Below are 20,361 nucleotides of genomic sequence, written 5' to 3' on the forward strand. Positions count from 1 at the left end.
AAGCACTTTGGGCACAACTTGTAATCTTAGAATCACCCATCAAAATCTTCAGTAACCTAAACAAATGCATGACCTTTATTTTGGTAGATTGCATACATAACTTAAAGTTTCAGCGTGGAACCTGTATCCTTTTTTACTCTATAAACTAAAAATATACCTAAGCATACAAGTATTAACGCTATTAAAATTTTAATATCAAATATATTTTCACCAAGGAATATTGATGATAATAATGTTCCAAATACAGGTATTAGAAAGTTAAATACTGATATCATCCCTACCTTATTATATTTTAATAATTGTGCCCAAATAGCAAATGCTACTGATGATAGTAATGACATATATATTAACAATGATGTAGATTTTAAAGTAAATCCTCTTAGACTTCCACCTAAAGTTAAACCTAAAATTGTTAATATAAGCCCACCTATAAATAATTGATATCCTGTAACTATTGATGCATCTTGGTTTTGAGTGATTTTTTTACCATATATTGCTGAAGCTGCAAAAATAATTGCTGCAATCATAATAAATCCTTCCCCATTAAATGTGAAAGAATTGCTCATAATTGATTCTCCATTTAAGTTAACAATAATTACCCCAATAAATCCTATAACACATCCTAATATTTTATTAAAGTTAAGTTTATCATTTTTATAAATAAAATGTGCTAATATAATGCTTACAAAAGTTCCTGTTCCATTTATTATAGAGCCTCTAACTCCTGTAGTATAAGCTAAACCGACATAAAAAAATATGTATTGAATTGCTGTTTGCGTTGATCCAAGCAGTGCTACTTGTCCAAATTGTTTTGCAGAAAAATTAAATATGTTTTTCTTTTTAGTTTTTTCTAATAAAAGCACCAAAAGACCTGCAAACGCAAATCTATATCCAGCGAAAATTAATTTAGAACCTATGTCATTTGAACCTATATTAAATAATGAATATCCTACTTTCACTGCAGGATAAGCACTTCCCCATAAGGCACAACATAATGTTGCTAATAATACGATATTTTTTCTATTAGTATAAAATTTAGTTTTGTCCATATTTTAGTTTTCTCTCCTGTCTAGTATAAGAACTTAATCTTAAATTGAATTTTTTTTAATTTCTTCATTTCTTCTGAATTTAAACCTACTGGCTTTTCACATAAAACAGCTTTTTTATGTCTTAGTGCTTCAATTGACCAATATTTATGTAGTTCATGGGGTAGTGCAATATAAACAGCATCTATTTAATCATTATTTGTCTTTAGTGAAAGATTGTATTATAAGTATAAATCCCTCACTAAAGTTCACCTCCTTTTAATATAACAAAATAATTTATTATATTATGTATAAAAAGTCTTAAGAATAAAAATGTCTCTTTTATTCTTAAGACCATTATTACAATTTTTATATAAAATTATATTTCTAAAGATTCATCAATATCTTTCATAGTTAATGATATTCTCTTTCTCTTTTCGTCAACTTCTAATATAGCTACTTTTACTATGTCTCCAACCTTTACTATATCTAAAGGATGCTTTACAAATCTATTCGCCATTTGGCTTTTATGGACTAATCCATCTTGATGCACTCCAATATCTACAAATGCTCCAAAGTCAGATACATTTCTAACTGTACCAGCTAATACCATTCCTGATTTTAAATCTTTAAGTTCAATTATTCCAGTTTTAAGTATTGGCTTTGGCATTTCTTCTCTTGGATCTCTACCTGGTTTCTTTAATTCTTTTATTATATCTTTTAAAGTAAGCTCTCCAATATCTAAAGTTCCACTTAACTTATTTAGCCCTTGAGCTTCTGCTCTTTCATCAATATCACTTAGTTTATTATTCTTAAGATCTTGCTTATTATATCCAAGAAGTTCAATTAATTTTTTTGCCACGATATAAGATTCTGGATGGACTGAAGTATTATCTAAAGGTTCTTTGCTATCATCAACTCTTAAAAAACCTGCACATTGTTCATAAGCCTTTTGACCTAATCTCTTTACTTTTAATAATTCTTTTCTTGAGGTAAAGTGTCCAGCTTCTTCTCTATATGCAACAATATTTTGTGCAATAGTTGCATTTATTCCTGAAATATGGGTTAAAAGCGATGGTGTTGCTATGTTTAAATTTACTCCAACACTATTAACTGAGTCTTCCACTACACCTTTTAAAGATTCTTCTAGCTTTTTAGGCGTAACATCATGTTGATATTGTCCTACTCCTATTGCTTTAGGATCTATTTTAACTAGTTCAGCTAAAGGATCTTGTAGTCTTCTTCCTATTGAAATTGCACCTCTTACTGTAACGTCTAAATCCGGATATTCTTTTGTTGCAAGTTCTGATGCTGAATAAACTGATGCTCCTGCTTCAGATACAATTACATATGCTAATTCTTTTCCTGTTTCATTCTTTATTTCAGTAAGCATTTCTGCAATTACCTCTTCAGATTCTCTAGATGCAGTTCCATTTCCAAGTGAAATAACATCTACATTATGTTTAGTAATAAGAGCTTTTAAAGTCTTCTTTGTTCCCTCAATATCCCTTCTAGGAAGCGTTGGATATACTGCTGTATTTTCTAAGAACTTTCCTGTTGCATCTAAAATTGCAATTTTACAACCAGTTCTAAATCCAGGGTCGTATCCCATTACTACTTTGCCTTTAATTGGAGCTTGTAATAATAATGCCTTTAAGTTTTCTTTGAAAATCTTAATAGCTCCTTCTTCCCCAATATCAGTTAATTCATTTCTGATTTCTCTTTCTATTGATGGATAAATTAATCTCTTTAATGAATCTTTAATTGCAAGTTTTAATTTTTCATCTAAAATTTCATTTTTCTTTAAAACATGATTTTGTAAATATTGTATAATCTTTTCTTCATTTGAAGTAATTTTAACGCTTAATACCTTTTCTTTTTCTCCTCTATTAATAGCTAATATTCTATGAGGTGGTATTTTGTTAACCTGTTCTTTATAATCATAATACATCTCATATGGAGTTGGTTCTTTAGAATCTCCCTTGGATTCTATGTTTCCTTCTCTTATAACTAATTCCCTTATATACTTTCTGTACTTAGCCTCGTCTGATATGTTTTCCGCTATTATATCTAAAGCTCCTTGAATAGCCTCTTCACTACTTACCACGCCTTTTTCTTCGCTTATATATATTGAAGCCTCTTCATCTAAATTTCCATTGAATTTTCCTTCTATAATCAACTCTGCTAAAGGCTTTAATCCCTTTCCTTGAGCTATTGTAGCTTTTGTTCTTTTTTTAGGCTTATATGGTCTATATATATCTTCAACCTCAGTTAAAGTTGTTGACTTTTCTAAAGCTTTTGCTATCTCATCCGTAAACTTTTCTTGCTCTTGTATTAATCTTGTAACATCTGCTTTTCTTTCTTCTAAATTTCTTAAATAAGTGAGTCTCTCAAATAGCTTTCTTAAAACTTCATCTGAAAGTCCTCCTGTTACTTCTTTTCTATATCTTGAGATAAAAGGAACTGTATTGCCATCATCTAAAAGCTGTATAACATTTTGAACTTGTGATAATTTTATCTCTAACTCTTTGGCTAATCTTTCTTCAATCGAATTCATAATTCCCTCCTAGTTGCTTGTTTACATGGGTTTAAGCACATTCAAGAAAAATAATAGACAAGCTTACTGGTCTATTATTTTTTTTAATGTGACTTACTATTAATATTATAAACTTATTTAACCGTAAGGCAAGATTTCTATATATATTTTAATTATAAAACCTTAATTCTATTGCCCTTATGTAAAGCTAATTGTATAATTAAACTGTAAATATATGTAAAAGGTGGTGTCTTAATGATTAAGATTATGAATAAAATAAATTCATTTTTGCTATTATTTCTTATTTTAGTTCTTTTATTAAATAAAGTTAAGGTAATAGACTACTCTCTAACCTTAAAAAATATATTTTCTTTTTTAACTCTTATTTTAACCTTACTTTCTGCAACTAATGTAATTTTAACTAGCAAATCTGGATTTTTTAAATTTATTAATGTTGTAATTATATTAGCATTAATTGCTGGTGGAATATTAGCTATTTTAAAACCTGGTTTAAATATCTATATATACACTTGCTTGTTATTTACCTCAGTATATTGTTTTATTGATATGTTTTATAAAAAAGCTTAAGGCATATAAAATAATAATATTTTTTATACATTATTAAATATATCTCATATTGTTATCTTAATATTAATAAACTCTATTATATGAATTAATTTATGAAAGGTGATAATATGAAAAAATTCATTTATTATACTAGTTTAATAGTATTATTTGTATGTTTAGTTGCTTCCGTATTCTTTCAGACTACATACTATCATTTTGATTCTGCTAAGGTTAATGATAATATTAAAGTAATATCTTCTAATGAATATGAAGGTAGACTTACTGGATCTTATGGAAATGAAAAAGCATCTTATTTCATAGAATCTTGCTTTAAAAATAATAAGCTTTCGCCATTTAATAATAGCTATAGAGAAAGCTTTGAGGTAACTACTCCAGTTAAAAATGATAATGCCCCTACAATTAAGATAATCAATAATAATAATAATAATGTTTTACATGAATATAAATATGGAATTGATTTTAAAGAAGACATGCTTAATTTTAATGAAAGTTCAGTTGCATTTACAAAAGAAGATACTATTGACATATTTCCAAGTTCATTAGTAATTAAACATGGAGGAAAAAATTATTTATTTTATGTTTCCTTTGATAAAAATTTTTCTTTTAGGAGTTCTTTTAATGCAAACTCCCCTTATGAATTTTCAGTTGCTATAACTACAGAAGTGTATAATGGTCTTTTAGATTCTTTAAGAAATAACAACATCGTAAATATAAGTATCCCATATTCTAAAAACCAAAATACTACTTCAAATATAATTGGAGTAATAGAAGGATCATCTAAAATCTTACCCCCTCTAGTTGTTACTGCTCACTTTGACCATATAGGCATGGATTATCTAAACAATTATTATAATGGGGCTTTAGATAATGCTTCAGGTACAGCTTTTATTTTAGAACTTTCAAAAAGTTTTTCTAGCCTTGTAAAACCAAAAAGAAATATTATATTCGTTGCTTTAACCGGAGAAGAATTTGGTCTTTTAGGCTCTGAACAATTTGCTACAGAATATAATGATATTATAAAAGATAGTAAAGTAATTAATTTTGACATGATAGGTGCTCCTAATACTCCTATATCAATAATAGCTGGTGCTCGTTACAAGGATAGTGCAGATAAAAATGTTGAACTTATAAATTCTTTTGAGAAAATTTGTAATGAAAAAAATATTGATCATAAGATTAGCTTTGAAAATTCTAGTGATCATGCTAGCTTTGCCAATAAAGGAATTGATTCTGTGACTTTATGTCATTCAGATGTATCAAAGATCCATACTCCAAATGATAAGATTGATTATATTGATATATCAGCTATTGATCAAGTTTATTCAATTGTTAAAGAAGAAATTTGTGATTATGCCTATGATGATTTTAAATTATTTTTGTACAACCCGTATTTAGTTATTTCTTTATTTGTTCTATTTATATTACTACTCTGTGCTCCCTCTTTTAAGAAGAAAATTAAAGTGTATATAAATAAAAAAAATAAACCTTTAGATTGGGCACATGAAAAAAAATAAAAAGTCAAATATACTAGCATACTGACTTTTTATATTATTGAATGTTCCCTAGACATATTAAATAATATAAAAATAGAGGCATGGTTTGCTTTCACAATCCTACCTCTATTGATTTGTGTGCATATATTATAAAATTTATTGCTTCAAATACGCATTTATAAATAAGTCTATTTCTCCATCCATAACTGCAGTAGTGTTTGAACTTTCTACATTAGTTCTATGGTCTTTAACTAAATTATAAGGATGGAATACATAAGATCTTATCTGACTTCCCCAACCCATATCTTTTAATTCACCTGTTAAATCTTCAATTTTTTCTTTATGAGCTCTTTCTTTTAATTCTATTAATTTAGCTTTTAACATGCTCATAGCAGTATCTTTATTTGAAAATTGACTTCTCTCATTTTGACATTGTACAACTACTCCTGTTGGAATATGCGTAATTCTAACTGCTGAATCAGTTTTATTGATATGCTGTCCACCTGCTCCAGATGCTCTATAAGTATCTATTCTAAGGTCCTCTGCTCTTATATCAATGTCCTGTTCTTTTGTAAGCTCTGGTAATACTTCCATTGATGCAAATGATGTTTGTCTCTTCCCATTTGCATTATACGGTGAGATTCTAACTAATCTATGGATTCCCTTTTCTGCTTTAAGATATCCATAAGCATATTCACCACTTACTTTTAAAGTAACACTTTTTATTCCAGCTTCATCTCCTTGAAGTAAATCTAAAACATCTACTTTATAACCTTTCTTTTCACACCATCTTGTATACATTCTTAGAAGCATTTCAGTCCAGTCATTTGCATCAGTTCCACCAACTCCAACATGAAGAGTTAATATTGCATTGTTTCTATCATATTCCCCAGATAAAAGTATCTCCATATTATAAGCGTCAAGTTCCTTTTCTATCTCTTGAATAGTATTAATTATTTCTGATGAAGATTCATGATCATCTTCATCCATAATTTCTCTTAAAACTTCAACATCTTCAAATTTAGATTGTAAACTTTCACCTCTTTGAATTTTATCTTTTATTCGCTTACTTTCCTTAGTAACTTCTTCTACTCTTTTGCTATCATCCCAAAATCCTTTTTCTTGCATTTGAAATTCTAGTTCACTTAATTGTTTCTCCAAGCATTCTTTGTCAAAGTGAAGCCCTCATCTCTACTATAGATTCTTTTAGGTTAGAAAGCTTTAATAATTCTTTTTCTAATTCAATAATCATCTATTTCACCTCTTTCAACTAATTTAATTAATAATTATAAGACATTTTTTTAAAATAACAGTCCACTATGTGATATATATTTAAAAAAACTCCGTAGCAAACTTCACTATGCATTGTTAATTCTATAATTAATAATAGAAAATACTTAGTTGAAATCCCTACGGAATTTATTATAATATATATATTATTTTTAAAAACTCAATAGGAGTTTTCCTTAAATTGTACATCATCAACTGTCAATCTTGTTGTTACTATTAATAACAATGTATCTTACTAGATTGTCAATTGCTTAAGCTTCTCTACCACAACAGTTTTTAAATTTCTTTCCACTACCACATGGACAAAAATCATTTCTTCCAAACTTTTGGAGATTTCTAACCGGTCCTACTGGAGCAGATGGTCTATCTCCATGAACTGCCTCTGTTTCTTGTACAACTCTTGTTCTTTCAGGTGCTCTTTCAACTTTTACATGGAATAATAACTTAACAGTTTCTTGCTTAATAGCATCGATCATTTCTTCAAACATAGCACTACCTTCCATTTGATATGCTTGAACGGGATCAATTTGTTTAAATGCTCTAAGTCCAATACCTTGCTTTAAGTTATCCATATTATCTATATGATCCATCCACTTAGTATCAACAGCTCTTAAAAGAACAACTCTTTCAATTTCTCTTAATCTTTCTGAAGTAAATTCTTCTTCTTTAGTTTCATAGAATTTAACTGCAACTTCATATAAATTTTCTGTTATTTCTTCATGTGAAAGATTTTCAAGTGCAGGTAAGTTTACTGAATTTTCAGGGATACATATTTCATGTAAATAAGATATTAAGTGTAAAAATCCTTCTCTGTAATCTTCTGAATCTTCTGTAATATGAAGATTAACTGCCTCTGATATTACATCTTTTACCATATGTAATATTTCTTCCTTCACATCCTCGCCTTCAAGAACTTCTGATCTTTGTTTATAAATAACTTCTCTTTGTTTATTCATAACATCATCATATCCTAATAATGTTTTTCTTATATCGAAATTATTACCTTCAACCTTCTTTTGAGCATTTTCTATAGATTTTGAAACAAGCCTACTTTCAATTGCTTCATCTTCTGCAAGTCCTAATTTATCTACAACACCTTGAATTTTTTCTGATCCAAATATTCTCATCAAATCATCATCTAATGATATAAAGAACGTTGATTCACCTTTATCTCCCTGTCTACCTGAACGTCCTCTTAATTGGTTATCTATTCTTCTTGATTCATGTCTTTCAGTACCTATTATCTTAAGTCCACCAACTTCAACTACGCCATCTCCAAGCTTAATATCAGTACCTCTACCAGCCATATTAGTAGCAATAGTAACCATGCCCTTTTCTCCAGCATGACTTATTATTTCTGCTTCTTTTTCATGGAACTTAGCATTTAAAACTTGATGTGGTACTCCCTTCTTCTTAAGCATACTTGAAATCAATTCTGATTTTTCTATACTTACTGTACCAACTAATACTGGCTGACCTGTCTTATTAGTTCTTGCTATTTCCTCAGCAACAGCCATTATCTTTCCATTTTCAGTTTTAAATACTAAATCTGGATTATCTATTCTTGCGATTGGTTCATGTGTTGGAACAACAATAACATCTAATCCATATATTTCTCTAAATTCATTTTCTTCTGTTAAAGCTGTACCTGTCATACCTGATAATTTTTTATACATTCTAAAATAATTTTGGAATGTAATAGTAGCTAAAGTTTTAGATTCTCTTGCAATCTTAACTCCTTCTTTAGCTTCAATTGCTTGGTGAAGACCATCTGAATATCTTCTACCTTCCATAAGTCTTCCTGTAAATTCATCAACAATTATTACTTCGCCATCTTTAACCATGTAATCTTTATCTCTTCTCATTGCATAGTTACCTTTTAATGCTTGAGTAACGTAATGTTGTAATTCTACATTTTCAGCATCAGCGTAATTGTCTACTTTAAAAGTTTGTTCTGCCTTTCTAACACCCTCATCAGTTAACATTACAGCATTAGCTTTTTCATCTATTGTATAATCTTTTTCTTTAACTAACTTTTTAACAAAGTAATCCGCTACTTTATAAAATTCTGTAGATTTTTCTCCTTGACCTGAAATTATAAGAGGTGTTCTAGCTTCATCTATTAGAATTGAGTCAACTTCATCCACTATACCAAAGTTTAGTCTTCTTTGTACTCTTTCTTCTTTATATATAACCATGTTATCTCTTAAGTAATCAAATCCAAATTCATTATTTGTTCCATAAGTTATATCAGCATTATAAGCTTCTCTTCTTTGATCATTATTTAATTCATGAACAATAACTCCAGTAGTTAATCCTAAGAAAGAATATAATTCTCCCATAGTTTCCATATCTCTTTTTGCAAGATAGTCATTAACAGTTACTACATGAACTCCTTGTTCTGTTAATCCATTTAAGTAAGCTGGTAATGTTGCTACTAAAGTTTTACCTTCACCTGTTTTCATTTCTGATATTCTACCTTGATGAAGAACAATTCCTCCAATAAGTTGTTCATCATAGTGCTTAAGTCCTAAAACTCTTGTTGATGCTTCTCTAACAACTGCATATGCTTCTGGTAAAATGTCATCTAAAGATTCTCCATCATTAAATCTTTTCTTAAATTCGATGGTTTTTGCTTTTAACTCTTCATCAGAAAGTTTTTGCATTGCTTCATCTAAATCATTTATCTTACTAACAATAGGTCTAACCCTCTTAACTTCTCTTTCACTATATGTTCCAAATACGGCATTTAATAGTCCCATAATGTCATCCTTTCAAACTACATATTTTGCTAATAAAAGTGTACTTCTTTTACGCAAATTGTACATTTTTTAATTATACCATTTTATACTCATTGTTTTCAATAAAATTTACAATTTTGATTCTCACACCACTATTGCTTTTAAATATAATAATCCCCCTAGTACTCAACTAGGGGGGAAATTCCTTAAGTATATTATTTATATTCTGGATCTAATAGACCATAATTTCCATCTTTTCTTTTATATACTACATTAACTTTACTTGAATTAGCATCTTGATATACAAAGAAGTTATGTCCAACTAATTCCATTTGAAGGATTGCTTCTTCTACATCCATTGGCTTAACTCCAAATTTCTTTCTTTTAACCAACTTTGATTCTTCTTCATATTCTTTTGGAGATAAATCAACTATTTCTCCAAATTTTAAAGATCCACTTTTCTTTCTAGACAACTTTGTCTTTTGCTTTCTAATTTGTCTTTCAAGTTTCTCTTGTACTAAATCTATTGCTTTATACATATCTAGATTTGATTCTTCCCCTCTTAATACAACTCCATTAAAAGGTATCATAATTTCTACTATTTGTCTGCTCTTTTGAACACTTAATATGGCTTTTGCTTCTATATCAGAATCAAAATATTTCCCTAATTTAGACACTTTTTTTTCAACCATTTCCCTTAATGCATTAGTTAATTCAATATTTTTTGCTACAACCGTTACTTTCATAAAGTCCAGCCCCTCTCTGTATAAAAACTTTTATGAGCAAAATATAGTTTTCTTACTCATATTTTACTACTTTTTAACAAAGTTAACAACATAAATATTCAGAATTTACTGAACATTTTTTTAATTTAAATATTTGTATATTTTTCAAAATATTTCCTGAAATATTTAAAAAAATATAAGAAGTAAAGCTAGTTGACCTGGTTTTTGCCCCCACACTCGCCTGCTGGAGCTTTCGCTAATAAAAATTAATTCCTCACTACTAACACTCTCATTCTTTGTGAATGGCAGGACTTACTTCTATACCGCACCATGCTCATTAGATATTTTATCTAACTTAAGTGGATCGTTTTGCCTGCGACTGGCATCGACTTTCAACCACAAACCTAGCTTTACATTAATATTATATATGACTTTTAGCTAAGGTCAAGAGTTTTATTTCTTTTGCACCATATTTTTTTAATAAATTATATCCCTCTTGCAGTGTATAGCCTGTTGTTGCCACATCATCTATTAATATAAATTTAATGTTAGTTACATTAACACCTTTTTTGATATTAAAAGCATCTCTGATATTTTCAGCTCTTTCTTGTTTTTTTAAAGTTTTCTGTTCTTTTGTTTCTTTAACTTTAACTAATACTTCTAAGCAATCAATAAACAGAGCTTTTGATAGCTTTTTAGCTAAATATTCACATTGATTAAATCCTCTAATTTTCTTAGAGCTCTTCGAAATGGGTATATATGTAATAACATATTCTTTATAATTAATATTTTTAATTAAACATTCTTCTAATAATTCAGATAAAATATCTCCTGCTGTAAAATTTCTTTTATATTTAAATTTAAGTATTAATTCTTTTAAGGTTCCTCCATAATATCCATAACTTATTATTTCACCATCTAAGTAATTATTAACTTTTTTAATTTTCTCTTTGCAAATATCACATATCCCCATATAGTCTTCTCTATTACATAAAATGCAGTAATTTTCTCTTGGATAAATTATTGCAAGTATACCTTCACATATATCATTTATAACCTTACTAACTTTTTTTCCCATATCTTTTTATTAAATTCTCTTGCCAAATATTTTGCTTTATCCATATCTGATGATACACTATTAGACACTAATAATATTTCAGGTAATTCACTATTTATTTTCCCTATTTTACCACATAAATATATCAGTTTTTTATATGTATACCTTCCATTATCTGAAAATAAAACTACAGCATTATCTATAAGGCAATATTCACTTAACTCCTCAAGTTTATTTGTTATTATAAATATTGCCTTATCTTTATATTTTAATACTCTTTCACACTTTTTAATTTCTTCTTGTTTTGATACTTTAATTATTTTAACATCTTTCATTACTAATTGAGTTTCAAAATAATCATAAACTAAATCTAGTTTTTCCTCATTTGGAGTATAAATAGCTATATTATTTTTATTGATTTCGAACCATTTTAAATACTCATATAAATTATATGGAATATCTATGTTCAAATTAATCCTTGTTGTTAAAATTCTAGGCTCAACAAATGGTTTTCTGTAATTATATGAAGATATTTCAATTACTTCCCCTAACAAACCAATTTTCTCTATTCCATAAAATAGCACCTTTTTCCCTAAGTCAGTGCACCTCTCTATTTTTTGCCTTAAACTCCTATTATCTAAATTTGAAAAACACCCTATATCATCAAATATAACTAAATCATACGTTCCTTTAATTAGTGCTATATTTTTTTGATTTACAAAAGTTAAATCTGTGATTCCTGCTCCACATTCAATATATGAATAGGTTATATTTAAGTTAACTTCTCTAAGCAAGGTTAACAACTCTCTATTCTCCCTATTATTACTCCAAACATATAATATTTTTTCACCTTGATTTGATATTTCATTTATTATATCTGAAAAAATATAAGAAGTATTAAAAGGTACCGTAAGTATAGTCAATAATTTTATACTTTTTTTGTACCAATTAGCTATTTTTCCTATTGCATAACTCAGTTCCTCATAATTAAGTTGAATATCTTTGCTCATCTACATATCCCCTTTTAGTTATTCTTCAACTGCTCTACTTATTATATCTTTAATCCTATACTCTAGTGATGAATATCTCTCCATGCTATTAGTGTTATTAACCATATACATTAATGCTTTTTTTAACCCTACTACTACTACAAGCTCTTTTGCTCTAGTAATTCCCGTATAAAGCAAATTTCTATTCATTAAAAAAGGTGTTCCCATAAACACTGGAATAATTATAACCTTAAATTCACTACCTTGGCTCTTGTGTATTGTAGTTGCATAAGCTAAATCTAACTCATCTAAAAATGTAAAATCATATATTACTTTTCTTTCATCATCAAATATAATAGTTAATGATTTTCGTTCTTCATCGATACTTTGAATAAATCCTAAATCTCCATTAAAAACTCCAACACCTTCATTTTCTCCTTCGCCTTTAATCCTAAACCATTTTAAAGAATAATTATTCTTAGTTTGCATTACTTTATCGCCTTCTCTAAAAACTATATCCTTTATATTTTTTTCTTTTTTATCTTTTGAAGGAGGATTAAACACCTCTTGAAGCTTCATATTTAAATTGTTAACACCAAGCGTACTCTTTCTCATAGGACTTAACACTTGCATATCTCTAAACCTATCCCAAGATTTATTAAAATTAGGAAGCCTTCTATTTATTAAATCTATAATTGTTGCAACTGTGTTATTAGGATTTTCTTCATTTATAAAGAAAAAATCCTTATTCTTTTGATTTAATATTGGCATTTCTCCTTCATTAATTCTATGAGCATTAACTGTTATTAAACTTTCAATTCCTTGTCTAAATATTTCTTTTAACCTTACTACCTTTATATATTCACTTTGAATCAAATCTTTTAAAACATTACCTGCTCCAACTGACGGCAATTGATTTACATCTCCCACTATTATCAACCTAGTTCCTAAATTAATAGCTTTTAAAAGATTATGCATAAGCATTATATCAATCATAGACGCTTCATCTATTATAATAACATCTGAATCTAAAGGTGAGCCTTCACTTTTACCAAATACAGATTCATCCTCCTCAGATACTCCGATTTCTAATAGTCTATGTATTGTCTTTGCTTCTCTCCCTGTAGATTCGGTCATTCTTTTTGCAGCTCTTCCTGTTGGTGCACCTAATATAACGTCCATTCCATTTTTTTCATATATGTCTATTATACATTTTATTATAGTAGTTTTTCCAGTACCTGGTCCACCTGTAATAATCTCAATTCCATTACTAAAAGCTCCTATAATTGCTTCTCTTTGAGATGGTGCAAATTGTATGTTTTGTTCTTTTTCAAAAACGTCAACTTCAAAATTTAAATCTGTATTTATAGTCTGTATTTGTTGCATTCCCAATGTGATTATTTTATTAGTAACACCTAATTCACAATAATAATATGGAAGTAAAAATGCGCCTTCAGTATCATTTACTTTTTCAAATACTATATTTTTAGTTGCAGCTATTGAATATATATTTTCTTCAATTAATTCTTTAGACACCATGATAATTTTTTCACATTCTTCTAATAATTTTTGTTTAGGCATATATGTATTTCCTGATAAAGAAAATTGATTAATAACATATTTAATAGCACTTTGAATTCTAAACTCTGAATCACTTTTAATTCCGAGATTCATAGCAATTCTATCAGCAGTCTTAAATCCTATTCCAGAGATTTCTTCAGATAATATATATGGATTTTCTGATACTATCTGCTTTGCATTAGGACCAAATTTTTTATATATTTTAATGCATTGATTATTACTTAGTCCATATTCATGAAAATATATTATTACCTCTTTTAACCCATGTTGCTCTATATATGATTCATATATAATCATAAATTTCTTTTTTCCTATTCCCTCTATTTCCATAAGCCTTTCAATATGATTTTCTAAAATATCTAAAGTCTTATCTCCAAATTGCTCTATTATCTTTTTAGCTGTTACAGGTCCTATACCATGTATTATCCCTGCGCTTAAATATTTTTCTATTCCATCTAATGAATTTGGAATAATTTCTTCAAATTCAGAAATATTAAATTGTTCTCCAAATTGTTTATGTACCGTCCAATATCCTTTTAATTTTACATTTTGTCCTTCTTTTATAAAAAGAATTGTTCCTACTGCACTAATTAAGTTTTTTGAAGTTCTAATTTTACATACTACATATCCAGTTTCTTCACTTTTGAAAACAACGCTCTCAACAAAGCCATCTATGACTTCCATACAATCTCTCCAAATCTTTTTAAATAATGTTTTAGGTATTAGGCATATTAAAGAAACTCTATCTAAACCTAATAATCACTTTATATATATTATACTATAAGGCATCTCCAAATAAATAACCAGTTACTCCTCTTACATTTAATTATATTATAAAAAACAAAAAATGCTTACTTTACCTGAATTATATCATCAGATAAAATAAGCATTATTATTAAGGTACATTTTCTTTAAAATAGCTTATTATATATATTTCTTTATTTCTTCTACTTTATTTAGCTTTTCCCATGGCAAATCAAGATCAGTTCTTCCAAAATGTCCATAAGCAGCAGTTTGCTTATAAATAGGTCTTCTTAATTCAAGATCTCTAATTATAGCTCCTGGTCTTAAATCAAACACTTTTTCTACAATTTCAACTATCTTATCTTCTCCAAATTTACCTGTTCCAAAAGTTTCAACTTCAATAGAAACTGGCTTTGCAACTCCAATAGCATAGGCTAACTGAATTTCTAACTTATCAGCAATACCTGATGCTACTAAATTCTTTGCTACCCATCTTGCCGCATATGCAGCTGATCTGTCTACTTTTGTTGGATCCTTTCCTGAGAAAGCTCCACCACCATGTCTACCGTATCCACCATAAGTATCAACTATTATTTTTCTACCAGTTAATCCTGAATCTCCTTGAGGTCCTCCAACAACAAATCTTCCTGTTGGATTTATGAAATATTTAGTATCAGTATCTAATAATTCTGAAGGAACTACAGCTTTAATAACTTGCTCTTTAATATCGCTGTCTATTCTTTCTAATGAAACCTCTTCTCCATGTTGAGTTGAAATAACAATTGTATCAATTCTTTTTGGTTTATTATCCTCATATTCAACAGTAACTTGAGTCTTACCATCTGGTCTTAAATATTTCAATGTACCATTCTTTCTTACTTCTGTAAGTCTTCTAGATAACTTGTGAGCCATTGCTATTGGAAGTGGTAAAAATTCTTCAGTTTCATTTGTAGCAAAACCAAACATCATACCTTGATCTCCAGCACCTACAGCTTCAACGTCATCCTTATCACCTTTTCTAGATTCATATGCTTCATCTACACCCATCGCAATATCTGCTGATTGTTCATCTATAGCTGTGATAACAGAACAAGTATCACAATCAAAACCATATTTTGCTCTATCATATCCTATTGTTCTTACAGTTTCCCTAACTACTTTAGGAATATCAACATAACAGTTTGTAGTTATTTCTCCCATGACTAAAACCATACCTGTAGTTGTACAAGTTTCACACGCAACTCTGGCGTTAGAATCCTTATCTAAAATAGCATCTAGAATAGCATCTGAAATTTGATCACACATTTTATCTGGATGCCCTTCTGTAACTGACTCTGAAGTAAATAATCTCTTCATAGTTTTCTCCTTTCATTTGTAAGCTTTACTTATAGAAAGCTTTATATGTTATTAATATTTTTATGTATAAAAAAAACCCTTCTAATAAGAAGAGAATTATACACTAATCTCTCTTATCTTGTAGAAAATTATTCTACAGGAATTGGCACCTTGTAACTAACAGGTTGCCGGGTTTCATAGGGCCCTTTTCCCTCCACCTCTCTTGATAAGAGTAACAATATTTTATTTTTAACATCATCTTATCATAGTAACCATACATAGTCAACATGCTTTTTTTTCTTGTATTTACAATAATTAAAAATTATTTAATGATATAATATTATGGCATCTTTTGAAAAATAACTAATCAATATGTTAGTCTATTTGTTCGTATGAATATTTTGATTTAATACTAAATATTTAAATTTGTAAAAGACTAATTAAATATAATTTTATAAAAACAAAAAAGAACAAATAAAAATTTGTTCTTTTTAATGGTGGAGGAAGATGGATTCGAACCATCGAAACGTAACGTAACAGATTTACAGTCTGCCCCCTTTGGCCACTCGGGAACTCCTCCATATTTAATTGGAGCTGGCAATAGGAATCGAACCTACAACCTGCTGATTACAAGTCAGCTGCTCTACCGTTGAGCCATGCCAGCATATGTAGTCATGACCAACTTTTATACTTAGTCAAATTCACATGTTTGCTACTCATGTAATAATTATACATTTGTTATTTTCTTGTACTAGTTTTAATTCTATATTTTTTTAATTTGTTTATGGTGGGCACAACAGGGCTCGAACCTGTGACCCTCTGCTTGTAAGGCAGATGCTCTCCCAGCTGAGCTATGCGCCCATAAAAATGGTGGAGGAAGATGGATTCGAACCATCGAAACGTAACGTAACAGATTTACAGTCTGCCCCCTTTGGCCACTCGGGAATTCCTCCATATTTAGTTGGAGCTGGCAATAGGAATCGAACCTACAACCTGCTGATTACAAGTCAGCTGCTCTACCGTTGAGCCATGCCAGCACATATATGTCATCATGAACTTCGTATTACTGCATAAACTTCTTTCCCAGCTATTAATGTAATAAACATACATTTTAGCTTATTTGTTGCTTACATGTTCTACTCGTTTCTAATGCGATAATCTTATTTTAATATTTTATGGTGGGCACAACAGGGCTCGAACCTGTGACCCTCTGCTTGTAAGGCAGATGCTCTCCCAGCTGAGCTATGCGCCCATAAAAATGGTGGAGGAAGATGGATTCGAACCATCGAAACGTAACGTAACAGATTTACAGTCTGCCCCCTTTGGCCACTCGGGAATTCCTCCATATTTAATTGATTTATTTTTCTTCAATCAACAATGATTAGTATATATTCAAATGCATTTAATTTCAACTCCATTATTCCTGTATTTAAGCAAGTTAGATTCTAATATCTCTATTTTTCGATAAAATACTCCGAATTAAAACACAACCTATATTTCTTTTTTTAATTCACTGTCTAAATATTGAATATCTACAAAATTAGAACATATTTTTCTAATCCTCATATAATCAGTTGATGATAATCTTTTACTAAAAACTTTAAATATCTCTACTAATCCCCTGTTGTCATCTAATGTTTTAAAATAATCCTGTATTCTTCCTATATCAACTGTAGATAGATTAGATATAATTCTATTTAAATCTTTTTTATCCTCATCCGATAAATTTTTCATTATATTATCCTTATTTTCTGTATATATAGACTTTGAATAAGACATAACTTCTGTGCTCTTTTCATATCCCTGTATGATATTATTATTTTTTCCTTCTGGTTGCCAGCAAAATAATAAATAAACATTCATTACTAATGCAAAACTCATAAATAAATATGTTAACAATCTCCTCATTAATTATCACATCCTTATTTGTATTTATTTCCATAACATGTTTTTTTATACTAAACTTTCATCATTTTTATGTAAATAAATCATATATATATTTTATAAGGAGGTATTGCATTTGATTAAACACAAAGTAAACTATAAATCACCACTTGCTTGTTGTGAAATATCCAAAGCAGTTAAAGATTATATAAACAATGAAACTATAATAGTTTGTATTGGAACAGATAAATGTATTGGAGATTGTTTAGGACCTTTAGTTGGTTCTATTTTAGAAGATAATTTATTTCCCTTACCAATATACGGAACATTATCAGCCCCAATACACGCTTTAAATATAGACAATCGTTTAAATGAAATCTACAAAATTCATCCAAATTCATCTATAATTGGAATTGATGCTTGTTTAGGTGATAAAGATGCTATTGGAGAGATTCACACAAGAGATTATGCCATACATCCTGGTAAAGGAGTTGGTAAAGAATTACCCGAAGTAGGTATTGCCTCTATAATAGGAATTGTAGACATTGCTAATAGCTCAGAGCTTTTTTCTTCATACAGTATTAGGTTATCTCTCATAATGGATATGGCTAAGCTAATATCAAAAGCTTTAATTGAAGCATACAATATAAAACAAAAAGATTATTATGAAAATTAGAAAATATATACCTTAGACGCATTGAAAAAAAATAACAGACCAGTATTCTTGTCTATTTTGCGTCATACTACATCGGCAAGTTCCACTAATAGTTCACTATTAGCAAAAATTTACTCTTTGTTTGAAACAAAATATACGGTGTATCTTTGGTCTGTTATTTTCCTTGATGTGTCTTAAAATAAAATCAAACCCTAAAACTTATGTTTTGAGGTTTGATTTTATTGCTTTATTCAATAAGAACTATTTCTTGAGAATTTAGTGCACTATCTAGTTTATCTAATTGTCCAAGAACTGCTCCAGTTCCTTCAGCAACACATTCAATAGCATTATCGGCAATACTTACTGTAACGCCCGTTCTAAACTCTATAAGCTTATCAAGTCCATATAACAATGCTCCTCCACCAGTCATTAAAATACCTTTTTCAATAATATCTGCCGCTAATTCAGGTGGAGTCTTTTCTAATACTGTTTTTACTGCATCAACTATATATTCTACTGATTCTTGTAATGCTACTCTTATTTCTTCTGTATTAATTTCTAGCTCATCAGGTAATCCGGTTACTAAATTTCTTCCTTTCATCTTAGATGTTAAATTTCTAGCACCTTTAAAAGCAGATCCAATATTTATCTTTAAATCTTCTGCCGTTTTTTCTCCGATCATTATTTTATATTTATTTCTCACATGTTTTATAATAGCCTCAGTAAATTTGTCTCCAGCTATTTTTATTGAACTTCTTTCAACAATTCCACCCAATGATATAACTGCAATATCACAAGTTCCACCACCAATATCTATAATCATACTTCCATTAGGCTTAGTGATATCAACTCCAGCTCCAATAGCTGCTGCTAATGGCTCCTCAATCAAATGAACTGTTTTTGCTCCTGAATTTCTAGCAGCATCAATAACTGCTCTCTTCTCTACCTCTGTGGCTTGAGAAGGTACACAAACCATAACTTTAGGTGCTGTAATATTCCTCTTTCCACACGCTTTTCCTATAAATTCTTTTAACATTCTTTCTGTTACATCATAATTTGAAATAACACCATCTCTTAATGGGCGTACAGCAACTATATTTCCTGGTGTACGTCCTATCATTTTTCTTGCTTCTTCTCCTACTGCTAACAATTTATTATTATTTTTGTTAATTGCTACTACAGAAGGTTCTTTCAATATTACACCTTTACCCTTAACATAAACCAACACAGTGGCTGTACCTAAATCAATTCCAAGGTCTGTCCCAGTTCTCCAAAACCACATTCCTCATTCACTCCTAAAACGCATATTCTTACCATTAATAACATAATTCTACTAATATTATATTATAACCTCAATATGCATATCATTCAATAGCTTTATATTTCATCTTTGTGGCTTTTCCGCCTCTAATATGACGTTCAGCTTTGTTTAATTCTAAAATGGAATGAGTTTCTTTTGCAATTAATGGATTTATTTTAGGGAGTCTCTCTGTCATATCTTTATGGATAGTACTTTTACTTACACCAAAAACTTTGGCTGTTTTTCTTATCGTAGCCTTTGAGTCTATAATATATTTTGCAACTTCTAATACTCTTTCTTCAATATAATCTTTCAAAATGCTACCTCCTTAACTTATTATATTTTTTGAATAACTCAATAAACTAATGTTTATTGAGTTATTCATTAACCAGCCTTTTAAATTAATAAAATAACTGGT

At 29.1% G+C, this 20,361-nt stretch carries 16 protein-coding genes, 7 tRNA genes and 1 riboswitch; of the genes, 3 read left to right on the forward strand and 20 right to left on the reverse strand.

Annotation, left to right across the window (positions count from 1 at the left end; all coding sequences use genetic code 11):
- Positions 1-101: 101 nt before the first annotated feature.
- From BM027_RS02360 to BM027_RS02370, 3 genes are all read right to left on the reverse strand, one after another.
- The gene (locus BM027_RS02360; protein ID WP_090088448.1) at positions 102-1,049 is read right to left on the reverse strand and encodes a DMT family transporter; all 948 of its coding nucleotides are present in this window, start codon (positions 1,047-1,049) and stop codon (positions 102-104) included.
- Positions 1,050-1,069: 20 nt separating this feature from the next.
- Positions 1,070-1,234 (reverse strand): Gfo/Idh/MocA family oxidoreductase, encoded by a 165-nt coding sequence (locus tag BM027_RS18415; RefSeq protein ID WP_341465514.1) that lies wholly within the window; start codon positions 1,232-1,234, stop codon positions 1,070-1,072.
- 170 nt (positions 1,235-1,404) lie between these two features.
- Positions 1,405-3,582, reverse strand: coding sequence for a Tex family protein (locus BM027_RS02370; RefSeq protein ID WP_090088450.1), 2,178 nt, complete (start codon positions 3,580-3,582; stop codon positions 1,405-1,407).
- Positions 3,583-3,816: 234 nt separating this feature from the next.
- Between BM027_RS02370 and BM027_RS02375 the strand changes: the two genes are divergently transcribed.
- Entirely contained in the window at positions 3,817-4,149 is a 333-nt protein-coding gene (locus BM027_RS02375; RefSeq protein WP_090088452.1) for a hypothetical protein, read from the forward strand.
- Positions 4,150-4,256: 107 nt separating this feature from the next.
- The gene (locus tag BM027_RS02380; RefSeq protein ID WP_090088453.1) at positions 4,257-5,663 is read left to right on the forward strand and encodes a M28 family metallopeptidase; all 1,407 of its coding nucleotides are present in this window, start codon (positions 4,257-4,259) and stop codon (positions 5,661-5,663) included.
- 135 nt (positions 5,664-5,798) lie between these two features.
- On the opposite strand, the gene prfB is transcribed toward BM027_RS02380, so the two are convergent.
- The 15 genes from prfB to BM027_RS02455 all read right to left on the reverse strand — a co-directional run bounded on the left by prfB (position 5,799) and on the right by BM027_RS02455 (position 18,012).
- Positions 5,799-6,894 (reverse strand): peptide chain release factor 2 gene (gene prfB, locus BM027_RS02385; protein ID WP_139209528.1). Its coding sequence is split into 2 segments (ribosomal slippage): positions 5,799-6,815 and positions 6,817-6,894, totalling 1,095 coding nucleotides; the frame shifts between segments, so codons are not numbered across the junction.
- Positions 6,895-7,183: 289 nt separating this feature from the next.
- Positions 7,184-9,694: a preprotein translocase subunit SecA gene (gene secA, locus BM027_RS02390; protein WP_090088457.1), complete on the reverse strand. Its 2,511-nt coding sequence runs from the start codon at positions 9,692-9,694 to the stop codon at positions 7,184-7,186.
- 194 nt (positions 9,695-9,888) lie between these two features.
- On the reverse strand, positions 9,889-10,419 hold the full coding sequence (gene hpf / locus BM027_RS02395; protein WP_090088459.1) for a ribosome hibernation-promoting factor, HPF/YfiA family: 531 nt from the start codon (positions 10,417-10,419) through the stop codon (positions 9,889-9,891).
- A gap of 400 nt (positions 10,420-10,819) precedes the next feature.
- Positions 10,820-11,476 carry a ComF family protein gene (locus tag BM027_RS02400; protein WP_090088461.1) on the reverse strand — a complete coding sequence of 219 codons (657 nt, stop codon included), beginning with the start codon at positions 11,474-11,476 and terminating at the stop codon, positions 10,820-10,822.
- Positions 11,449-12,465 (reverse strand): hypothetical protein, encoded by a 1,017-nt coding sequence (locus BM027_RS02405; RefSeq protein WP_090088462.1) that lies wholly within the window; start codon positions 12,463-12,465, stop codon positions 11,449-11,451. Before BM027_RS02405 ends, BM027_RS02400 begins: the two co-directional genes overlap by 28 nt.
- 18 nt (positions 12,466-12,483) lie before the next feature.
- Positions 12,484-14,709, reverse strand: a complete 2,226-nt coding sequence (gene recD2, locus BM027_RS02410; RefSeq protein ID WP_090088464.1) for an SF1B family DNA helicase RecD2 — start codon at positions 14,707-14,709, stop codon at positions 12,484-12,486.
- Between the two features lie 240 nt (positions 14,710-14,949).
- Entirely contained in the window at positions 14,950-16,125 is a 1,176-nt protein-coding gene (gene metK / locus BM027_RS02415; protein ID WP_090088466.1) for a methionine adenosyltransferase, read from the reverse strand.
- Positions 16,126-16,235: 110 nt separating this feature from the next.
- Positions 16,236-16,337: riboswitch (SAM riboswitch) on the reverse strand.
- Positions 16,338-16,599: 262 nt separating this feature from the next.
- Positions 16,600-16,684 (reverse strand) — tRNA-Tyr (locus BM027_RS02420).
- A gap of 9 nt (positions 16,685-16,693) precedes the next feature.
- A tRNA-Thr gene (locus BM027_RS02425) sits at positions 16,694-16,768 on the reverse strand.
- 121 nt (positions 16,769-16,889) lie between these two features.
- Positions 16,890-16,965 (reverse strand) — tRNA-Val (locus tag BM027_RS02430).
- Between the two features lie 7 nt (positions 16,966-16,972).
- Positions 16,973-17,057 (reverse strand) — tRNA-Tyr (locus BM027_RS02435).
- A gap of 9 nt (positions 17,058-17,066) precedes the next feature.
- Positions 17,067-17,141: transfer RNA gene (locus BM027_RS02440), tRNA-Thr, on the reverse strand.
- 139 nt (positions 17,142-17,280) lie between these two features.
- Positions 17,281-17,356: transfer RNA gene (locus BM027_RS02445), tRNA-Val, on the reverse strand.
- Positions 17,357-17,363: 7 nt separating this feature from the next.
- Positions 17,364-17,448 (reverse strand) — tRNA-Tyr (locus BM027_RS02450).
- Between the two features lie 147 nt (positions 17,449-17,595).
- Positions 17,596-18,012 carry a hypothetical protein gene (locus BM027_RS02455; protein ID WP_090088468.1) on the reverse strand — a complete coding sequence of 139 codons (417 nt, stop codon included), beginning with the start codon at positions 18,010-18,012 and terminating at the stop codon, positions 17,596-17,598.
- A 112-nt stretch (positions 18,013-18,124) separates the two neighbouring features.
- On the opposite strand from BM027_RS02455, the gene yyaC reads away from it, so the two are divergent.
- Positions 18,125-18,664 carry a spore protease YyaC gene (gene yyaC / locus BM027_RS02460; RefSeq protein WP_090088470.1) on the forward strand — a complete coding sequence of 180 codons (540 nt, stop codon included), beginning with the start codon at positions 18,125-18,127 and terminating at the stop codon, positions 18,662-18,664.
- 226 nt (positions 18,665-18,890) lie between these two features.
- Here yyaC and mreB read toward each other — a convergent pair whose 3' ends face one another.
- Positions 18,891-19,925: a rod shape-determining protein gene (mreB, locus tag BM027_RS02465; RefSeq protein ID WP_090088471.1), complete on the reverse strand. Its 1,035-nt coding sequence runs from the start codon at positions 19,923-19,925 to the stop codon at positions 18,891-18,893.
- An 82-nt stretch (positions 19,926-20,007) separates the two neighbouring features.
- Positions 20,008-20,259 carry a sporulation transcriptional regulator SpoIIID gene (spoIIID, locus tag BM027_RS02470; RefSeq protein WP_090088473.1) on the reverse strand — a complete coding sequence of 84 codons (252 nt, stop codon included), beginning with the start codon at positions 20,257-20,259 and terminating at the stop codon, positions 20,008-20,010.
- Positions 20,260-20,361: the final 102 nt, after the last annotated feature.

Source organism: Clostridium uliginosum (assembly GCF_900112485.1).
Taxonomy (GTDB): domain Bacteria; phylum Bacillota; class Clostridia; order Clostridiales; family Clostridiaceae; genus Clostridium; species Clostridium uliginosum.